Source organism: Variovorax sp. M-6 (genome assembly GCF_052114385.1).
Lineage (GTDB): Bacteria > Pseudomonadota > Gammaproteobacteria > Burkholderiales > Burkholderiaceae_C > Variovorax.
This window is the reverse complement of the sequence record NZ_JBFREQ010000039.1, coordinates 1-18,076: the sequence shown is the minus strand read 5'-3', so window position 1 is coordinate 18,076 and position 18,076 is coordinate 1. Positions and strand designations below refer to the sequence as shown.

The 18,076-nt window shown below is 68.7% G+C and carries 18 protein-coding genes; 5 read left to right on the top strand and 13 right to left on the bottom strand.

Features of this window, described 5'->3' with window-relative positions; genetic code table 11:
- Positions 1-10: 10 nt before the first annotated feature.
- Together AB4Z46_RS30295 and AB4Z46_RS30290 are read left to right on the top strand one after the other, a co-directional pair.
- Positions 11-802, top strand: a complete 792-nt coding sequence (locus AB4Z46_RS30295) for a class II aldolase/adducin family protein (RefSeq protein WP_442287265.1) — start codon at positions 11-13, stop codon at positions 800-802.
- A 4-nt stretch (positions 803-806) separates the two neighbouring features.
- Positions 807-1,784 carry a 2-dehydropantoate 2-reductase gene (locus AB4Z46_RS30290; protein WP_442287264.1) on the top strand — a complete coding sequence of 326 codons (978 nt, stop codon included), beginning with the start codon at positions 807-809 and terminating at the stop codon, positions 1,782-1,784.
- Positions 1,785-1,798: 14 nt separating this feature from the next.
- Here the strand turns inward: AB4Z46_RS30290 and AB4Z46_RS30285 are convergent, their stop codons facing one another.
- The 4 genes from AB4Z46_RS30285 to alr form a co-directional block, all read right to left on the bottom strand.
- Positions 1,799-2,428 (bottom strand): hypothetical protein, encoded by a 630-nt coding sequence (locus AB4Z46_RS30285; RefSeq protein WP_442287263.1) that lies wholly within the window; start codon positions 2,426-2,428, stop codon positions 1,799-1,801.
- 12 nt (positions 2,429-2,440) lie between these two features.
- Entirely contained in the window at positions 2,441-3,694 is a 1,254-nt protein-coding gene (locus AB4Z46_RS30280) for a hypothetical protein (RefSeq protein ID WP_442287262.1), read from the bottom strand.
- Positions 3,695-4,197: 503 nt separating this feature from the next.
- Positions 4,198-4,917, bottom strand: a complete 720-nt coding sequence (locus tag AB4Z46_RS30275) for a hypothetical protein (protein ID WP_442287261.1) — start codon at positions 4,915-4,917, stop codon at positions 4,198-4,200.
- Positions 4,918-4,935: 18 nt separating this feature from the next.
- Complete coding sequence (alr, locus tag AB4Z46_RS30270) at positions 4,936-6,024, bottom strand: alanine racemase (protein ID WP_442287260.1); 1,089 nt, start codon at positions 6,022-6,024, stop codon at positions 4,936-4,938.
- 172 nt (positions 6,025-6,196) lie between these two features.
- Here alr and lplT point away from each other — a divergent pair, with 172 nt between their 5' ends.
- The 3 genes from lplT to AB4Z46_RS30255 are packed head-to-tail and all read left to right on the top strand — an operon-like array spanning position 6,197 to position 8,896.
- On the top strand, positions 6,197-7,501 hold the full coding sequence (lplT, locus tag AB4Z46_RS30265; protein ID WP_442287259.1) for a lysophospholipid transporter LplT: 1,305 nt from the start codon (positions 6,197-6,199) through the stop codon (positions 7,499-7,501).
- Between the two features lie 10 nt (positions 7,502-7,511).
- Positions 7,512-8,414, top strand: a complete 903-nt coding sequence (locus tag AB4Z46_RS30260; RefSeq protein ID WP_442287258.1) for a DMT family transporter — start codon at positions 7,512-7,514, stop codon at positions 8,412-8,414.
- Positions 8,411-8,896 carry a glutathione peroxidase gene (locus tag AB4Z46_RS30255; RefSeq protein ID WP_442287257.1) on the top strand — a complete coding sequence of 162 codons (486 nt, stop codon included), beginning with the start codon at positions 8,411-8,413 and terminating at the stop codon, positions 8,894-8,896. Before AB4Z46_RS30260 ends, AB4Z46_RS30255 begins: the two co-directional genes overlap by 4 nt.
- Here AB4Z46_RS30255 and AB4Z46_RS30250 read toward each other — a convergent pair whose 3' ends face one another.
- The 9 genes from AB4Z46_RS30250 to AB4Z46_RS30210 form a co-directional block, all read right to left on the bottom strand.
- Positions 8,897-9,313, bottom strand: coding sequence for a carboxypeptidase regulatory-like domain-containing protein (locus AB4Z46_RS30250; protein ID WP_442287256.1), 417 nt, complete (start codon positions 9,311-9,313; stop codon positions 8,897-8,899).
- Positions 9,314-9,399: 86 nt separating this feature from the next.
- Positions 9,400-10,638 carry a glycolate oxidase subunit GlcF gene (glcF, locus tag AB4Z46_RS30245; RefSeq protein ID WP_442287255.1) on the bottom strand — a complete coding sequence of 413 codons (1,239 nt, stop codon included), beginning with the start codon at positions 10,636-10,638 and terminating at the stop codon, positions 9,400-9,402.
- Between the two features lie 8 nt (positions 10,639-10,646).
- Entirely contained in the window at positions 10,647-11,750 is a 1,104-nt protein-coding gene (gene glcE, locus AB4Z46_RS30240; protein WP_442287254.1) for a glycolate oxidase subunit GlcE, read from the bottom strand.
- Between the two features lie 25 nt (positions 11,751-11,775).
- Entirely contained in the window at positions 11,776-13,281 is a 1,506-nt protein-coding gene (locus AB4Z46_RS30235) for an FAD-linked oxidase C-terminal domain-containing protein (RefSeq protein ID WP_442287253.1), read from the bottom strand.
- 76 nt (positions 13,282-13,357) lie between these two features.
- Positions 13,358-14,239, bottom strand: coding sequence for a LysR substrate-binding domain-containing protein (locus AB4Z46_RS30230; RefSeq protein ID WP_442287252.1), 882 nt, complete (start codon positions 14,237-14,239; stop codon positions 13,358-13,360).
- A 64-nt stretch (positions 14,240-14,303) separates the two neighbouring features.
- Positions 14,304-15,227: an SMP-30/gluconolactonase/LRE family protein gene (locus AB4Z46_RS30225; RefSeq protein ID WP_442287251.1), complete on the bottom strand. Its 924-nt coding sequence runs from the start codon at positions 15,225-15,227 to the stop codon at positions 14,304-14,306.
- A gap of 168 nt (positions 15,228-15,395) precedes the next feature.
- Positions 15,396-16,931 (bottom strand): ammonium transporter, encoded by a 1,536-nt coding sequence (locus tag AB4Z46_RS30220; protein WP_442287250.1) that lies wholly within the window; start codon positions 16,929-16,931, stop codon positions 15,396-15,398.
- Positions 16,932-16,959: 28 nt separating this feature from the next.
- A complete protein-coding gene (locus AB4Z46_RS30215) occupies positions 16,960-17,253 on the bottom strand; it encodes a P-II family nitrogen regulator (protein ID WP_442287249.1) in 294 nt (97 codons plus the stop codon).
- 7 nt (positions 17,254-17,260) lie between these two features.
- A complete protein-coding gene (locus tag AB4Z46_RS30210; protein WP_442287303.1) occupies positions 17,261-18,070 on the bottom strand; it encodes a TorF family putative porin in 810 nt (269 codons plus the stop codon).
- Positions 18,071-18,076: the final 6 nt, after the last annotated feature.

The window sequence follows — 18,076 nt, the reverse complement described above, 5'->3', positions numbered from 1 at the left end:
GGAACTGCAGATGAACACACTCGCCACCCCGTCGCCCTCGGCGCTGGTGCATCCCGCCCTCCACCCCGACGAGCGCGCCGCCAGGCTGGAGCTCGCCGCCTGCTACCGCGTGTTCGCGATGCTGGGCTGGACCGAGATGATCTACAACCACATCACGGTGCGGCTGCCCGACAGCGTGACCGGTGGCGAGAAGCAGTTCCTGATCAACCCCTTCGGCCTGCACTACAGCGAGGTCACGGCCAGCAACCTGGTCAAGATCGACCTCCAGGGCAAGGTGCTCGACGGTTCGACGTACCCGGTCAACCCGGCCGGCTTCACGGTGCATGCCGCGATCCACGACGGGCTGCCCGGCGCCCATTGCGTGATGCACACCCACACCACCGCCGGCGTGGCGGTGGCCTGCGTGCAGGGCGGCCTGCAGCAGACCAATTTCTATACCGCGCAGCTGCACGGCATGGTGGCCTACCACGACTTCGAGGGCATCACCATCCACGCCGACGAAGGTCCGCGCCTGCTCAGGAGCATGGGCGACCGGCAGGCGGTGATCCTGCGCAACCACGGCCTGCTGGCCTGGGGCCAGACCCTGCCGCAGACCTTCGCGATCCTTTGGACCCTGCAGCGCGCCTGCGAGATCCAGCTGGCGACCTTCTCGATGGGGCCGGCGATTCCGGTCGCCGAGGAGATCGCGCAGCGCTGCACGCGCGATGCGCTGCAATTCAATCCGGCGCACGGCGCCGGCCAGGATGTGTTCGATGCCCTGGTGCGCCAGGTCGACCGCATCGACAACAGCTACAAGAACTGAAGCCATGAAAGTGTGCATCTACGGCGCCGGCGCGATCGGCGGCTGGATCGGCTCGAAGCTCGCGCAGGCGGGCTCGACCATCGACGTGGTGGCGCGCGGCGCCACGTTGGAAGCCCTGAAGCGCGACGGCCTGGTGCTGGTGAGCGGCGACACGCGCGTGGCGGTGGCCGTCAACGCCAGCGAAGACCCGAAGGCCCTGGGCGTCCAGGATCTCGTGATCGTGGCGGTCAAGGCGCCGTCGCTGCCCGCGGTGGCGCAGCAGATCGCGCCGCTGCTGGGCCCTGGCACCATCGTGCTGACGGCCATGAACGGCGTGCCGTGGTGGTTCCTGCAGGGCGGTTTCGGCGGCCCGCTGGCCGGCGCGCAGCTCGAGGCCGTGGACCCGGGCGGCCGCATCGACGCCGCGATTCCCGCCAGGCACGTGATCGGCTGCGTGGTGCACGCGAGCTGCTCGCTCGACGCGCCCGGCGTGGTGCGGCATCACTTCGGCAATGGCCTGATCATCGGCGAGCCCTCGGGCGAGGCGACCCCGCGCGCGAAAGCGCTGCTCGACCTGCTGGCGGGCACGGGCATCGACACCAAGCTCTCGCCGCAGATCCAGAAGGACGTCTGGTACAAGCTCTGGGGCAACATGACGGTCAACCCGATCAGCGCGCTGACCGGCGCCACCACCGACGTCATCCTCAACGACGACCTGGTGCGCGGCTTCATCTCCACGATCATGCTGGAGGCCAAGGAGATCGGCGCGCGCATCGGCGTGCCGATCGCCGACAGCCCCGAGGACCGCCACGCGGTCACGCGCAAGCTCGGCGCCTTCAAGACCTCGATGCTGCAGGACGTGGAAGCCGGCCGCGCCGTGGAACTCGACGCGCTGGTGACGGCGGTACGCGAACTGGGCCAGCGCGCCGGCGTGGCGACGCCGTTCACCGATGCGCTGCTGGGGCTGGCGCGGCTGCGGACGCGGCAGCTGGGCCTGTACTGAGCCGACGGACAGGCTCAAGGCTCGCAGGTGTCGCCGGACGGGTAGGTCGTGGAACTCCCCGACCGAGCCGCGTTGTATTGCGCATAGCGCGCGGCACGCTCTCGCGTATTCGCAGTCATCGCTTCGATCTTCCGCGTGTACCCGTACGATTCGCTGCGCGGATCAAAGCGATCGCCAGCGCACTTCGTCGATGCCATCAGCCGATCACCGCTGCGGTCCAGGCCGGCCTTGTCCTTGAGGTCAATGAGAAGCGTCATCTGCAGATCCCTGGCTTTCTGCATCAGCGCCCTACGCTGGCTCTCGTTGATGGGCCGTGTGTGGATCCATGCCTCGATGTCATCGCGCACGCCGTTTCGATTGAGATCCGGCCCTGAGATGTCTCGCGACCGGTCGAGCGCCGGAACGGCGCCGATTCGCTCCAGAGCAACGATCTGATCCTTGAGCGTCGACAACCCTGCGATCGAGGGGGGCTGAGGAACCACCGCGCCGGGGCCCTCTGCCAATGCCTCTGCCGTGGGTGCGCCGGTGGGAACCACGACGGTCTCGTTGCCGCTGCCGCCACAGGCGACGAGCAGTGCAGGCAGCACGCCGACCGCCCTCATTGCCACGGCGCGGACCAGTCGAGTCTTCGACAATTGGGTCATATTCGCTCTCCCTCAAGGACTTGCAAGCCCATCAAACGCTGACGCTACCAACGCCTTGACCTTGGCACGTCCCTCACGTGCGGCGTCCAGGTAGGTGGCCACCAGCATATGGCCGCTCGCATCGACCGAGCTGAACGGAAGGCTCCAATTGGCAGGCCTCACGCTGCTGCCCCCTTGGATACGAAGCGCATTGACCACCAGATCCAGATCAGACAGTCCGTACTCTCCACGCGTGGTAGGCGAGGCGGGCGCGACATGGACGACCTTGACCGCCACGCGCGGGTGACTGGCCAGCAGCCCGTCGTGTGCCGCGTTGGCGAAAAGGTTTCCCTGCGAATGCGCCAAGAGGACGAGGTGGGCATCTTCACCGGCAAGGATTCGCAACTTGGCCAAGTGGGAGTTCAGGTCGGCTTCGGTCGGCGGATCGCTGAGCAACCGAGCCCAGCCCCCGACGATCTGGCCCAAGGTGGCATTGAAGGTCGCGTCGAGCAACCGCGCGAGTGCCAGGCCGCCGCTGCCCAGTCCCTTGATCAGGCTTCCGGTCAATGAGTCGGGGTCGCCATGGCGCCCGGCAAGCAGATCCCAATAGTGCTCCCACCGATCGTTCAACACACCGTCGAGTTCGACGCCGCGCTGCACGAAAGTTTCAGCAATGTCTTGAAGTGGGCTGCCAGACCCGCCTTTTCCAGTCTGGTTGTAGAAGGATTCGTAGCGAATCGGAGCGTTGTCATGGCTGGCGCCCACCAATTTCTTGAGGGCATCCAGGCCCATTCCGGCCTCCTCTTCGGTATTCCAAACTCCGTTGAAAAACCCGAACACCTTCGGTGGTCCCGTCACCGTGATCGTCGAGCTTGCCGTTGAATTGCAGCCAGCGCAGTCGCCGGTGACCGTCTCGGTCGTCGCTTTCCTGGCGGGGGCTTCGTACACGCAGGCCAGATTGCCTTTGGCGTCGGCGGCATCGACGCAAAACAGACTGCCATTGATGGCTGCGGGCGCGAGTCTGACTTTCGCACCTTTGAAGGGGATGGGAGTGCCCTGCGTCTGGATTCGCACGCGCAGGTTGGCCCTCCTTCCCACCCTGAGTTCAAGCGGCTCGATGACGACGTCCGGCCCGCTCACACGTGTGACGCAAATCGTTCCGGCGCCGCGGGCATCGTCTCCAAAGCCGGCTGAGTCCACGCCAGAAAAACTGTCGATGGATGTTTGAACCTTGCATTGGCCTCCGTCGAGCCACGGCGTGTTCAGAATCCTGTCGTGATAGGTCACGCTATACACGTTGCCACCAGAATCACCCCCGAACGGGGACCAAAAATCGCTTCCCGAGTCATTGACGTAGCTAAACGGGCCAGCGCTTTGCACCGTGCGGAGCGTGGCGTTGCCGCACACATTGGACGCCCCGGTTGGGCCATCCCGCTCAGTCGCAGTGAGCATGATGTTCGACCGGTCAATGTCGTAGAGGGAAATGAAGGCGGGCCCAACAGCCAGACTCGGGTCGACGCGAACGTCCCCGTGGTACATCAAACAGCGGGTTTCGACTTGGGCACTTGTCGCCAGGCCAAGCAGACTGAGCGCTATGCCACACGAGGCTCGACGGACGAACGCAAGCACGTCCAGTCGCCTCGCTCGCGACGCAGAAACACTTCCGGAAGGCGCGCAGGCCTCCACCGACCGCAGGCGGTTTCGCATAGGGGCACTCCCTGAATCTTCTAGTTGCCCGCGCACTGGTCGTGCGCATGTGGCGCGACTATAGGATCTCCATCGCGATCGCGCTAGCGCCCGAGCAGCACCCGCACCGCCGCGGGCAGCGAATGCACTTGCGGCATGAAGTGGTCGATCGCGGCGCCCAGCAGCACCGCGCAGAACAGCGCGCCGAGCAGCGGCTTCCAGCTCAGGCGCACCGCGACCGCGAGCCAGCCTTCGCGCGCGATGCGCACCGCGGCGCGCGCCGAGACATACGAGAAGGCGAGTTCGACCGCCACCGCGAGCAGCGCGTCCCAGCCGAAATAGAGCAGCACCAGCGAGCCGGCGCCGAACACGATCGCCAGGCCGATGAGGAAGATCGCGACCACCGGCACCACGACCACGGCGCCTTCGTCCATGCCGGCCACGAGGTCGAGCGCACCGCCGCGCAGGTGCGGCAATCCGCCGGCGTCGAGCGTCGCGGCCGAACCCTGGGTCGAAGGCCAGCTGCCCATGCCCGGATCCATCAGGTCGGGGTCGAACTGCATGTTGCGGCGCACCAATCGCTCGGCCCACCAGCGCAGCAGCAGCAGGTAGGCCCCGTAGCCGGCGCCCAGCGTCAGCGCGTAGCGCAGGGCCAGCGAGTCGACGCCCAGGCGCATCTGCAGGTGCGAGACCCCCCACATCAGCAGCAGGATCGCGGTGCCGATCGCGAAGCCGTGCAGGCGCAGGTCGTAGCTGCGGCGCAGCTCCTGCTCGAGGCGCGACTCCCAGAGCCGGACCGAGCGCCAGTCGGAGAGGACCTTCAAGCGCTGGCCTTCAGTCGTTCAGTCGGCGGTGATCGGCACGCGGGGCGCCACGGCGCACATCAGCTCGTAGCCGACGGTGCCGCCGGCCTTCGCGACCTCGTCGATCGGCAGCAGCGCGCCGCTGGAGGCGCGGCCCCACAGCGTGACCTCGCTGTCGAAGCCGGCGTCGGGCACCGGTGTCAGGTCGACCGTGATCATGTCCATGCTGACGCGCCCGACCATCCGCGTGCGCACCCCGTTCACCAGCACCGGCGTGCCGGTGCCGCAGTGGCGCGGGAAGCCGTCTGCGTAGCCGACTGCGGCCACGCCGATGCGCAGCGGGCCCTCGGCGCGGAAACTGGAGCCGTAGCCGATGGTGTCGCCGGCCTTCAGCGTCTGCACCCCGATCAGCCGCGTGGACAGCGTCATGGCCGGCTGCAGCTGCCAGTGCGCCGCATCGTGCTCGGGAAAATCGGGCGCGCTGCCGTACAGCACGATGCCCGGACGCACCCAGTCGGCCCGCGTCTCTGGCGCGTGGCGCAGCGTGGCGGCGCTGTTGGCGATCGAGCGTTCGCCCGGCAGGTCCTGGGCGGCGTGGTCGAAGACCTCGATCTGGTGCGCGATGCCGCGGTCGCCGTCGGCATCGCTGAAATGCGTCATCAGCGAGATCTCGTCGACCTGGGGCAGCGCGTTCAGCCGCGTCCAGGCCGAGCGGAAGCGCTCGGGCGTGAAGCCCAGGCGGTTCATGCCGGAGTTCATCTTGAGGAAGACCCGCTGCGGCACCTGCGTCTTGTGGGCGGCCAGCATGTCGATCTGGGCGTCGCAGTGCACGGCGTGCCAGAGGTCGAGCCGGGAGCACAGCTCCAGGTCGCGCGGCTCGAACACGCCTTCGAGCAGCAGGATCGGCCCGCGCCAGCCCAGTGCGCGCACCCGTTCGGCCTCGGCCAGGTCGAGCAGCGCGAAGCCGTCGGCGGCCCGGAAGGCATCGAAAACCCGTTCGATTCCATGGCCGTAGGCATTGGCCTTGACGACCGCCCAGACCCGGGAATCGAGCGCGGCGCGGCGGACGCGGTCGAGGTTGTGGCGCAAGGCGGCGGCGTGGACGGTGGCAAGGATGGGACGTGGCACTGCAAAAACCCGGTCGAAAGCTGAAAACGCTCACACAAAAAGGCCCGGCGTGATGCGCGGAATGCGCCATTCTGACATCGCGCACCCCATGCTATAACCGCGCACCCGCCCCTGAAGCGGGCCATTTTTCCACTATCGCCAGCGGTACCACCCGCGGCCAGCCAGCTCATCGATGAAGCGCGGTTTCTACACCATCATGTCGGCCCAGTTCTTTTCGTCGCTGGCCGACAACGCGCTTTTCGTTGCCGCGGTGGAACTCATGCGAACCAGCGGCGCGCCCGAGTGGCAGCGCGCCGCGCTGGTGCCGATCTTCACCGTCTTCTATGTGGCGCTGGCGCCGCTGGTGGGCGCCTTCGCCGACGCCTTGCCGAAAGGCAAGGTGATGTTCATCAGCAACGCGATCAAGGTGGTGGGCTGCGTGATGATGCTGTTCGGCTCGCATCCGCTCCTGTCCTACGCCATCGTCGGGCTCGGCGCCGCGGCCTATTCGCCGGCCAAGTACGGGATCCTGACCGAGCTGCTGCCGGCCTCCCAGCTGGTCAAGGCCAACGGCTGGATCGAGGGCCTGACCATCGCGTCGATCATCCTGGGCATCGTGCTCGGCGGGCAGCTGGTGGGCCATACGCTGTCGAGCCACCTGCTGGCGCTGGACTTCCCCGTCATCGACACCGGCATCAATACGCCGCCCGAGGCCGCGATCTCGGCGCTGATCCTGGTCTACATCGTGGCGGCCTGGTTCAACACGCGCATTCCGCTGACCGGCGTCGAGATGCGGCCGCTGCGCGCCAATCCGCAGCACGGCATCGTGCGCAACGTGTTCGCCCTGCTGCCCGACTTCTGGCACTGCAATTCGCGCCTCTGGCGCGACAAGCTCGGGCAGATCTCGCTGGCCACCACCACCCTGTTCTGGGGCGCCGGCGGCAACCTCAAGTACATCGTGCTGGCCTGGGCCTCGCTGGCGCTGGGCTACAACACGGCGCAGGCCTCGTCGCTGACCGGCGTGGTGGCGATCGGCACCGCGGTGGGCGCCATCGTGGCCTCGGTGCGGATGCGGCTGGACATGGCGACCCGCGTGATCCCGCTGGGCATCGGCATGGGCGTGCTGGTGATCGGCATGAACTTCATCGGCAGCATCTGGCTGGCCGTGCCCTTCCTGATCCTGCTTGGCGGCCTGGGCGGCTTCCTGGTGGTGCCGATGAACGCGCTGCTGCAGCACCGCGGCCACAACCTGATGGGCGCGGGCCGGTCGATCGCGGTGCAGAATTTCAACGAGCAGTCCTGCATCCTGGTGCTGGGCGCCTTCTACAGCGCCTGTACCGGCATCGGCCTGTCGGCCTATTCGGCGATCACCGCCTTCGGCATCGTGGTGGCCGGCTTCATGTGGCTCATCAAGCGCTGGCACCAGAACAACCTGAAGCGCTACCCCGAAGAAGTCGAGCACCTGCTCGCCATCGCGCGCAGCGACAAGCACCACTGACCCTGTTCCCTTGCCTGCTCTCGCGCTGATCTTCAACGCCTTCGTCTGGGGCGTCTCCTGGTTTCCCTTCCGGCAGATCGAAGGCCATGGCCTGCATCCGGTGTGGGCCACCTGCCTGGTCTATGCCGCCATCGCGATCGCCATGGCGCTGCTGCGCCGCAGCATCCTGGGCCTCTTCGCGCAGCAGCCGGCGCTGATGCTGCTCGGGCTGGCGGCGGGCTTCACCAATGTCGGATTCAACTGGGCGGTGACGCAGGGCGACGTGGTTCGGGTGGTGCTGCTGTTCTACCTGATGCCGCTGTGGAGCGTGCTGCTGGCCTGGGCCTTCCTGGGCGAACGCCCGAGCCTGGCGGCGCTGGCCCGCGTGGCACTGGCGCTGGCGGGCGTGGCGGTGGTGCTGAAGACGCCCGAGACCGACTGGCCGGTGCCGTCCAGCCTGCCGGACTGGCTCGGCGTGGCCGCCGGCTTCGGCTTCGCGGTGACCAACATCCTGTTGCGCCAACTGCGCAGCGCGCCCGGCGAGGCGCGCGCGCTGGCCATGTTCAGCGGCTGTGCGCTGGTGGCCGGCGTGACCGCGCTGGCCGGCACCGCGCTGGGCGTGATCGCGGCGCCGCCGCTGGTGGCGCCGGCCTGGTGGGGCTGGGCGCTCGTGCTGGGCACCGGCTTCGTCTTCGCGAACGTCTGCCTGCAGTACGGGGCGGCCCGGCTCACGGCCAGCGCGACCTCGGTGATCATGCTGTCGGAGGTGCTGTTCGCGAGCATTTCATCGGTCGCGCTCGGAGCGGCAACGATGGAGGAGCGGATCTGGTTCGGCGGCGCGCTGATCGTGCTGGCCGCCGTGTGGTCGGCATTTGCAGGCGAGCCCGCGGCCGGCGATGATCGAAGACCCATTCCGTGCAAGGACATGCCATGACCAGCATCTACGACTTCGAGGTCCGCCGGATCGACGGCCAGCCGGCCCCGCTGTCCGACTACCGCGGCCGCGTGCTGCTGATCGTCAACACGGCCAGCAAGTGCGGCTTCACGCCCCAGTTCGAGGGGCTGGAGGCGCTGTACAGGAAATACGCGGCCCAGGGCCTGGCGGTGCTGGGCTTCCCGTCCAACCAGTTCATGAGCCAGGACCCCGGCACCAACGAGGAAATCGGCGCCTTCTGCACGCTCAACTACGGCGTCAGCTTTCCGATGATGGAAAAGATCGACGTCAACGGCGCGGACGCAGCGCCGCTCTACAAGTGGCTCGTCAAGGAGGCTCCGGGCTTGCTGGGCAGCACCGCGATCAAGTGGAACTTCACCAAGTTCCTGGTCGGCAAGGACGGCCGGGTACTCAAGCGTTACGCGCCCGTAGACAAGCCCGAATCCATCGCCGGCGACATTGAAGCGGCGCTGAAAACCTGATCAGAAGCGGAAGTCGGCGGTTTTGGAGCCGCTGCCGAGCGTCACGGCCTGACTCTTGACGACGCCTTCGCTCGCGGCCTCGACCGTGTACCGGCCGGCCGGCAGGTCGATCAGGCACACGGGCCCGTTGGCGCGCATCGCCAGCGCGGTGCGGCCGCCCGCGTCCTTCACGGTGACGTCGACATCGGCCAGGTAGTCGCCGCCGGCGCGCGCGAACAGCAGCGACAGCGGATGGTCCTTCATGGCCGCGCGCAGGGCGGTGGATTCTTCGGAACCGATGCCGCCGCAGACGTAGCGGCCGGCATCCTGGACCTTCATCGCCGGCATCGCGGTGATCTGGGCCTGGGCGGCCCAGGGCGCGGCGGCACAGGCGCAGAGGGCCGCGCCGCGCAGGAGGGTTCGGAAAGAGGCACGCATCAGAAATCTCCCGTTGGGAACACCCCGGCATCCTCGCGCGTCGCCGGCGCGTCGGGGGTCGGACCAGACCCCTTGCGGCTGTGCGATCAGGCCGCCGTTTCGGGCGCCAGCGCGGCGTCGAGCAGTTCGACCCAGTGCCGCACCGGGGTCTCGGTGCCGCTTTGCAGGTGGGTGATGCAGCCGATGTTGGCCGACACGATGGCCGCGGGATGCAGCTGGTTCAGGTGACCCAGCTTGCGGTCGCGCAAGGGGTAGGCCAGCTCGGGCTGCAGCACCGAGTAGGTGCCGGCCGAGCCGCAGCACAGGTGCGACTCGTTCTGCGCCACCTGGATGTCGAAGCCGAGCGCGCGCAGGTTCTGCTCGACGCCGCCGCGCAGCTTCTGGCCGTGCTGCAGCGTGCACGGCGGGTGGTAGGCGACGACGCCCCGGGGGGCGCTCACGCGCGCCTTCAGCAACGGCACCAGCTCGAGCAGCAGCTCGCTCAGGTCGCGGGTCAGCGCGCTGATGCGCTCCGCCCTGGCCGCGTAGGCCGGGTCGTCCTTGAGGATGTGGCCGTATTCGCGCACCGTGACGCCGCAGCCCGAGGCGTTCATCACGATCGCCTCCACCGCGCCGCTGTCGACCTGCGGCCACCAGGCATCGATGTTGGCGCGCATCTGCGCGCGGGCGCCGTCCTGGTCGTCGAGGTGGAACTTCACGGCGCCGCAGCAGCCGGCGTTCTTCGCGATCACGGCCTCGATGCCGGCGGCGTCGAGCACGCGCGCGGTTGCGCTGTTGATGTTGGGCGCCATCGAAGGTTGCACGCAGCCGGCCAGCATCAGCACCTTGCGCGCGTGGCTGCGCGTGGGCCACCTGCCTGCGGGCCGCGGCGCCGGCACCTTGGCCTGGAGCTGGGCCGGCAGCAGGCCGCGCACCGACTGGCCGAGCTTCATCGCCGGCGCGAAGAGGGCCGAGGGCAGCGCCTCCTTGAGGGTCCAGCGGACCGCGCGCTCGAGCGTCGGGCGCGGCACCTTCTGGTCGACGATCTTGCGGCCGATGTCGACCAGGTGGCCGTACTGCACGCCGCTCGGGCAGGTGCTCTCGCAGTTGCGGCAGGTCAGGCAGCGGTCGAGGTGCAGCTGGGTGCTGCGCGTCGGCTGCTTGCCTTCGAGCACCTGCTTGATCAGGTAGATGCGCCCGCGCGGGCCGTCGAGCTCGTCGCCGAGCAGCTGGTAGGTCGGGCAGGTGGCGGTGCAGAAGCCACAGTGCACGCATTTGCGCAGGATCGCCTCGGCCTCGCGGCCGTCGGCGGTGCCCTGGAATTCGGGAGCGAGTTCGGTTTGCATGCGGAGCTTCAGTTCGCGGGGATCGTGGGGTAGAGCCGTGCGCGGTCGAAGACGGCGTGCGGATCGAACTCGTTCATCAGCGCGCGGTGGATGCGCTCGATGGGCGCGCTCAGGGTGTCGAAGCGGCCGGCGGTCGACGCGCGGTCCGCCGCGCACCTGAACAGCGTCGCGTGGCCGCCGGCGGCGCGGGCCGCCGCGCGCAGGCGCGAACCCTGCCCGGGCGCCGACCCGTACCAGCGCTGGCCGCCATGCCATTCGACCAGCGGTGCGCCGTCCGCCGCGAGCACCGGCGCGGTCTGCGGCACCGAAAGCCGCCACAGCTCGCCCTCGCCTGCTGCGAACCAGGGATGCTGCTGGTCGCGCAGCGACTGCCAGCCAGCCGCCGCGCGGTCGCGGTCCTGCCGCTCGCCGCCCAGCTGCGCGCAGGCCGCCTCGACCGCCGCCACCGCGCCGCGCAGGCGCAGCGACAGCACGCCCGCGCCGTCGCGCTCGCGCCAGGCGCTGGCGTTGAGCGGCAGCGGCCGGCCGCCCCATTCGTTGAGCAGCTCCAGCGCGTCGGCCTGGCTGCAGGCGAATTCGAGCGTGGCCTCGGCCGGCGCCACCGGCAGCACCTTGAGGCTGGCTTCGGCGATCAGACCGAGCGTGCCCATGGAACCGGCCAGCACGCGCGAGACGTCGTAGCCGGCGACGTTCTTCATCACCTGGCCGCCGAAGGTCAGCACCTCGCCGCGGCCATTCACGAGCGTGACGCCGAGCAGGTAGTCGCGCACCGCGCCGACGCTGGCGCGCGCCGGCCCGCTCAGGCCGGCAGCGATCATTCCACCGACCGTCCCTCCCGGCGCGAAGCGCGGCGGCTCGAAGGGCAGGCACTGGCCCTGTTCGGCCAGCAAGGCCTCGAGCTCGGCCAGCGGCGTGCCGGCGCGCACCGTGACGACCAGCTCGCTGGGCTCGTAGCTGGTGACGCCGCGCAGCGCGGCGGTTTCGAGCGCCTCGCCGCGTGCGGGCTCGCCGTAGAAGGCCTTGGTGCCGCCGCCGCGGATGCTCAGCGTGCGGCCGTCGGCCGCGGTGGCGCGGATGCGCTCGATCGCCTCGCGCAGGGCTGGGAATTCCATCGTGTTGTCTTCTCTCGTTGGGTCGTCAGAAGCGCGGCAGCTCGGCAAAGGGCATCGCCTGCCCAGCGCGAAACACCTGCTTGCCGTACTCGGCGCAGCGCGACAGCGTCGGGATGACCTTGCCGGGGTTCAACAGCCCCTCGGCGTCGAAGGCGCGCTTGACGCCGAACATCTGCTCGTTCTCGGCCGCGGTGAACTGCACGCACATGCTGTTGAGCTTCTCGACGCCGACGCCGTGCTCGCCCGACACCGTGCCGCCCATCGCGACGCTGGTCTCGAGGATGTCGGCGCCGAACAGCTCGCAGCGGTGCAGCTCGTCGGGGTCGTTGGCGTCGAACAGCACCAGCGGATGCAGGTTGCCGTCGCCGGCGTGGAACACGTTGCAGCAGCGCAGGTCGTACTTCTTCTCCATCTGCTGGATGGCCAGCAGGATGTCGGCCAGGCGCTTGCGGGGGATGGTCGAGTCGAGGCACATGTAGTCGGGACTGATGCGGCCCGAGGCCGGGAAGGCGTTCTTGCGGCCGCTCCAGAACCTGAGCCGCTCGTCCTCGCTGGTGCTGCAGGTGATGGCCGTCGCGCCGCAACCGCGCAACACCTCGGTCATGCGGCCGATTTCCTCCTCGACCTCCTCGGGCGTGCCGTCGGATTCGCACAGCAGGATGGCGGCGGCCTCGAGGTCGTAGCCGGCGCGCACGAAGTCCTCGACCGCGGCGGTCATGGGCTTGTCCATCATCTCGAGGCCGGCCGGGATGATGCCGGCCGCGATCACCGCGGCGACCGCGTCGCCGGCCTTTCGCACGTCGTCGAAGCTGGCCATGATGCAGCGCGCCAGCTGGGGCTTGGGCACCAGCCTGACCGTGACCTCGAGGGTGACGGCCAGCATGCCCTCGCTGCCGATCACCAGCGCCAGCAGGTCGAGGCCGGCGCAGTCGAGCGCCTCGCTGCCGAACTCGATCGGCTCGCCTTCGGCCGTGAAGCCGCGCACCCGCAGCACGTTGTGCAGCGTGAGCCCGTACTTGAGGCAGTGCACCCCGCCCGAGTTCTCGGCGACGTTGCCGCCGATGGTGCAGGCGATCTGGCTCGACGGGTCGGGCGCGTAGTAGAGGTTGAAGGGCGCGGCGGCCTCGCTGATCGCGAGGTTGCGCACGCCGCACTGGACGGTCGCGGTGCGGCTGACCGGGTCGACCTCGATGATCCGGTTGAACTTGGCCAGCGACAGCGTCACACCCGACGCGTGGGGCATCGCGCCGCCCGAGAGCCCGGTGCCGGCGCCGCGCGCGACCACCGGCACGCCGAGGCGGTGGCAGATCTGCAGCACCGCCGCCACCTGCGCTTCGGTTTCCGGCAGCGCCACGACCATCGGCCGCTGGCGATAGGCCGTGAGGCCGTCGCATTCGTAGGGCGTGGTGTCCTCGGCGTGCCAGATCAGCGCATGCGCGGGCAGGTGCGCCTGCAGCGCCTGGACCACCTGGGCCTGGCGGTCCGGCTTGGGCAGCGATTCATGGGGAGCAGGAGCGGGCGACGCGTTCATGGCCGCATTTTCGGCGCAGGCAGGCGCTGCCGGATTGAGGGTTTTTCTCTCGCGACTTGAGGAAAATTTGTCGGCCCTAGCGCAGCGTCTGCACGATCCAGTCCGCGAAGGCCTCGCATTCCCAGCGCTCGAGCGCGCCCGGCTGCCAGCAGATGTAGTGGCTGTGCGGCGAAGGGACGGGCCGGTCCGACAGCGCCACCAGGCGCCCGGATTCGAACCAGCTGGCGCCCATCTTCTGCCGCACCAGCGCGACGCCGAAGCCGCTGGCCGCGGCGTCGTACACCAGGCCCAGGTCGTTGAACTGCGAGCCGAGCTGCGGCTCGGGATGGTCCAGCCCGCAGCTCGCGAACCAGGTGCTCCAGGGCTCGAGCGGACTGCGGATCAGGCGCGCGGCCGCGATCTCGGCCTCGGTGCGAAACCCGGTGAAGGGCCCGAACTCGTTGAGGTAGCTCGGGCTGCAGGCCGGCACCACCTGCTCCTCGAGCACGAGGCGGCTTTCGCGATCGGCATAGGCGCCGGTGCCGTAGCGCAGTTCGAGGTCGGCCTGCTCGGCCGTGACGTCGAGCAGTGGGATCGAGACCTGCAGCACCAGGTCGACGTCGGGGTAGATGTTGCGAAACAGCTCCAGCCGCGGCATCAGGAACTGGCGGCTGAAGGTCGGCGTGACCGCCAGCCGCAGGCGCGTCGCGCGCTGCGCCGCATCGGCGTTCGGCACCGCCTGCAGCGCCGCCAGGCCGGTGCGCACGTTCGCGAGGTAGGCCGCGCCATCGGCCGTCAGGCTGAAATCGCTGCGGCCGAAGAGCTTGACGCCCACATGCGACTCGAGCTGGCGGATGCGATGGCTCACGGCGCTGGGGGTGACGCACAGCTCGTCCGCCGCGCGGCCGGCATGGCGCAGCCGTGCCACCGCCTCGAAGGTCAGCAGGCACTGGATCGGCGGGATGTGTTGGAGGGCCATGGCCGCGATGGTAGGGCCTGGGCTCCGGAGGCAGCGAGTACGCGCAGCGACGCAGCGTGGGCGCTCAATCCTCGAAGAAGGCGACCGGAAGCCCGGGCTTGTCCACCCGCGTCCGGACCACGCAACCCGAGGCCGGGCGCTCTTCGAGTTCGTCCGCGGGCCGGCCGCGGCGGGCACTGGTGACGAACAGCGTCTTCAGGTCGTCGCCGCCGAAGCAGGGCATGGTCGGGCACTGGACCGGGGTCGCCAGCGCGCCCACCCGCTGGCCCGACGGCGAGAAGCGCAGCAGCTGGCCGCCTTCGAACATGGCCACCCAGTAGTTCCCTTCGGCGTCGACCGTGGCGCCGTCGGGCCGGCCCTCGTAGCGCAGCGCCGACGCCGGCGTCCACCCCGCGGGCTTGTCCTGGAACTGCTGGAAGACGCGTTCGCGCGACAAGGTGTTCGCACCTGCGGCCCAGTCCCAGGCCCGCACCCGGTGCGCCGCGGTGTCGGCCCAGTAGGCGGTGGCGTCGTCGGGCGCGAAAGCCAGCCCGTTGGCCGTGGTGACCTGGTTGGCCATCGACACCAGCGCCGGGGCGCGCCCGCCGCGGGCGTCGAGGCAATAGAGCGCCGCGTTGGCGCGGTCCTTGGCCTCGTTGATCGTGCCGGCCCAGAAGCGGCCCAGCGCATCGCACTTGCCGTCGTTGAAGCGCATGGTGCGGATGTCGTGGTCGACGCGGGCCAGCGGCTTCAGTTCGCCGCCCCAGACGGGCGCGCGGTAGACGCCGTCGCGCAGCGCGATCACCAGCCCGCCGCGCCGCGCCGGCGCCATGCAGCCGGGTTCGGTCGGCAGGCTCCAGCGCTCGACCGTCGGGCTGCCGTCGATGTCGCCCCGTGTGCGCAGCACCGCGCGGCCGGGAATGTCGAGCCAATAGAGCGAGCGCTCGCCCGGATGCCAGAACGGCGATTCGCCGAGCTGGCTCAAGCTGTCATTCAATGTGGTCCACATAGGCCCGCAGCTTAGGCCCAAACCAGGCCCGTCGCCATCCAAGGCAAGGGCCGGCGCAGCCAGGCCCGTTGGTGAAACACCGCGGATCTGACTTTGCCAGTCCGCTGGTGTTGCCCCCGGTAGGGGGTGGGCGCCCGGACACGAAGTGCCGGGCAACCTGGGGGCGAGCTACCGGTTATATGCGGTCTCGCCGTGCGAGGAGATGTCGAGACCTTCGCGCTCTTCCTCTTCCGAGACCCGCAGACCGATGGTCAGGTCGGCGATCTTGAAGGCGATGAAGGCGACCACGCCCGACCAGACGATGGTCAGCACCACGGCCTTGAGCTGGATCCAGACCTGGGCGCCGATGCCGTTGGAGACGATGCCTGCCGTCACCCAGTCGCCGACCAGGCCGGGGCCGCCGAGCGCTTGGGTGTTGAACACACCGGTCAGCAGCGCACCGACGATGCCGCCGACGCCGTGGACGCCGAAGACGTCGAGCGAGTCGTCCGCGCCGAGCATCTTCTTGAGGCCGTTGACGCCCCAGAGGCAGGCGAAGCCGGCGACGAAGCCGACGATGATCGCGCCCATCAGGCCGACGTTGCCGGCGGCCGGGGTAATGGCGACCAGGCCGGCAACAGCGCCGGATGCGGCACCCAGCATCGAGGCCTTGCCACGCATCAGCGCTTCACCGATGCACCATGCGAGCACCGCCGCGGCGGTGGCCGAGAAAGTGTTCATGAAGGCCAGCACGGCGCTGGTGCCGGCTTCGAGTGCGGAGCCGGCGTTGAAGCCGAACCAGCCGACCCACAGCAGCGAGGCGCCGACCATGGTGAGCGTCAGCGAATGCGGCGTGAAGGATTCCTTGCCGTAGCCGATGCGCTTGCCGACCAGATAGGCACCCACGAGGCCGGCGACGGCGGCGTTGATGTGCACCACGGTGCCGCCCGCGAAGTCGAGCGCGCCCCATTGCCAGATCAGGCCGGCCTTGTCGTTCATGGCGTCGACCACTTCCTTGCTCGCGTAGGCGTCCGGGCCCATCCAGAACCAGACCATGTGCGCGATCGGCGCATAGCTGAAGGTGAACCAGATCACCATGAACAGCAGCACGGCCGAGAACTTGATGCGTTCGGCGAAGGCGCCGACGATCAGGCAGCAGGTGATGCCCGCGAAGGTGGCCTGGAAGGCGGCAAACAGCAGCTCGGGGATGTACACGCCCTTGCTGAAGGTCGCGCCCGGGGCGAACACGCCGGTGGCCGGATCGAAGATGCCCCGCATGAAGAGCCGATCGAAGCCGCCGATGAAGGCGTTGCCCTCGGTGAAGGCCAGGCTGTAGCCGTAGATCATCCACAGCACGACGATCATCGAGAACGTGACCATCACCTGCATCAGCACCGACAGCATGTTCTTGCTGCGCACCAGGCCGCCGTAGAACAGCGCCAGGCCGGGAATGGTCATCATGATCACGAGCAGCGTCGAGACCATCATCCAGGCGGTATCGCCCTTGTTGAACGAGGGTGCCGGCGCGGCAGCAGCAGGAGCCGCATCGGCGGCGGGAGTTGCTGCGGCGGGAGCAGCAGCGGCCGGCGCTACGGCTGCAGGCGCGGCAGCAGCGGCCGGCGCCGATGCCTCGGCCGCCGGGGCGGCGGGCGCCTGAGCGAAGCCGGACGTACCGGCGCCGAGCAGGCTCAGGCCCAGCGCGAGTGAGACAAGGAATTTTTTCATTTCGGTTTGTTCTTTCGTGCCTTGCGTGTCAGAGGGCTTCGCGGCCCGTTTCACCGGTGCGGATGCGCACGACCTGCTCCAGGTCGTAGACGAAGACCTTGCCGTCGCCGATCTTGCCGGTGCGCGCGGCGCTCTCGACCGCTTCGATCACGCGCTCCACGAGTTCGTCGGCCACGGCGGCCTCGATCTTGACCTTCGGCAGGAAGTCGACGACGTACTCGGCGCCGCGGTACAGCTCGGTGTGGCCCTTCTGGCGGCCGAAGCCCTTGACCTCGGTGACGGTGATGCCCTGCACGCCGATCGCAGACAGCGCCTCGCGCACTTCGTCGTTACAGCGTCTTGGTCAGGATCAGGATGAAGCGGGTGGCGTTGGGCGAGAAGGTGGTCTGGCCGATGGGTCCGATGGGCGAGGGGATGCCCGGGCTGACGACCAGGTTGAACGCGCTCTGCTCGTTGCCGCCCTGGATATAGCCGCCGAGCGACAGGCCGCTGCCGAAGTCGTAGGCGGCGCCGACGTTGTAGTCGAGGTAGTCCTTGTAGCCCAGGCTCTTGATGTCGCTGGTGAAGAAGGTGTAGCCGACGGCTGCCTTCAGGGTCAGCTTGGGCACGATCTCCTTGGTGTAGGCGAGGTTGAGGTAGCCGGTGTTGGTGCCGTCCAGGCCCGAGCCGCCCTTGTTGCCGGCGTAGTTGAAGTAGTCCTTGGAAACGGTCCAGGAGTACTTGGCGGTGAAGGCGCCGATGTTCTCGTCGGCCCAGGTGCCSGCGCCATAGATCTCGGTGGTGTTGCCGGCGCTGTTGCCGGGGTAGACGTAGGTCAGCACGCCGACGTCCCAGTCGATCGGGCCGCCCTTGAATTTGTAGCCGCCGTAGAAGTCCATCTCGATGGAGTTGCCCTGGAGCCAGTTGACGCTGGAGTTCCAGTTGCCGAGGTAGAAGCCGGAGTCGCCGAAGGCGTAGTCGAGGCCGCCCTGGATCGCGGGCTTGACGTAGTTGTCCTTGGCGAAGCCGTGCTTGCCGAGCACGTCCTGGTCCTGGCCGCGGAACTTGTAGTCGGTGGTCAGCGAGATGTTGCCCGTGAGATTCGGCGCGGGTGCTGCCGCGGCGTCGGTCGCGGCTGCGGCCTGCGCGCTGGCGAGCATCGGCCA

Coding starts and splice junctions, on each gene's coding strand:
- AB4Z46_RS30295 (WP_442287265.1), top strand. CDS start 11: ATGAACACACTCGCCACCCCGTCGCCCTCGGCGCTGGTGCATCCCGCC.
- AB4Z46_RS30290 (WP_442287264.1), top strand. CDS start 807: ATGAAAGTGTGCATCTACGGCGCCGGCGCGATCGGCGGCTGGATCGGC.
- AB4Z46_RS30285 (WP_442287263.1), bottom strand. CDS start 2,428: ATGACCCAATTGTCGAAGACTCGACTGGTCCGCGCCGTGGCAATGAGG.
- lplT (WP_442287259.1), top strand. CDS start 6,197: ATGAAGCGCGGTTTCTACACCATCATGTCGGCCCAGTTCTTTTCGTCG.
- AB4Z46_RS30255 (WP_442287257.1), top strand. CDS start 8,411: ATGACCAGCATCTACGACTTCGAGGTCCGCCGGATCGACGGCCAGCCG.
- AB4Z46_RS30250 (WP_442287256.1), bottom strand. CDS start 9,313: ATGCGTGCCTCTTTCCGAACCCTCCTGCGCGGCGCGGCCCTCTGCGCC.
- glcF (WP_442287255.1), bottom strand. CDS start 10,638: ATGCAAACCGAACTCGCTCCCGAATTCCAGGGCACCGCCGACGGCCGC.
- glcE (WP_442287254.1), bottom strand. CDS start 11,750: ATGGAATTCCCAGCCCTGCGCGAGGCGATCGAGCGCATCCGCGCCACC.
- AB4Z46_RS30235 (WP_442287253.1), bottom strand. CDS start 13,281: ATGAACGCGTCGCCCGCTCCTGCTCCCCATGAATCGCTGCCCAAGCCG.
- AB4Z46_RS30230 (WP_442287252.1), bottom strand. CDS start 14,239: ATGGCCCTCCAACACATCCCGCCGATCCAGTGCCTGCTGACCTTCGAG.
- AB4Z46_RS30225 (WP_442287251.1), bottom strand. CDS start 15,227: ATGTGGACCACATTGAATGACAGCTTGAGCCAGCTCGGCGAATCGCCG.
- AB4Z46_RS30220 (WP_442287250.1), bottom strand. CDS start 16,931: ATGAAAAAATTCCTTGTCTCACTCGCGCTGGGCCTGAGCCTGCTCGGC.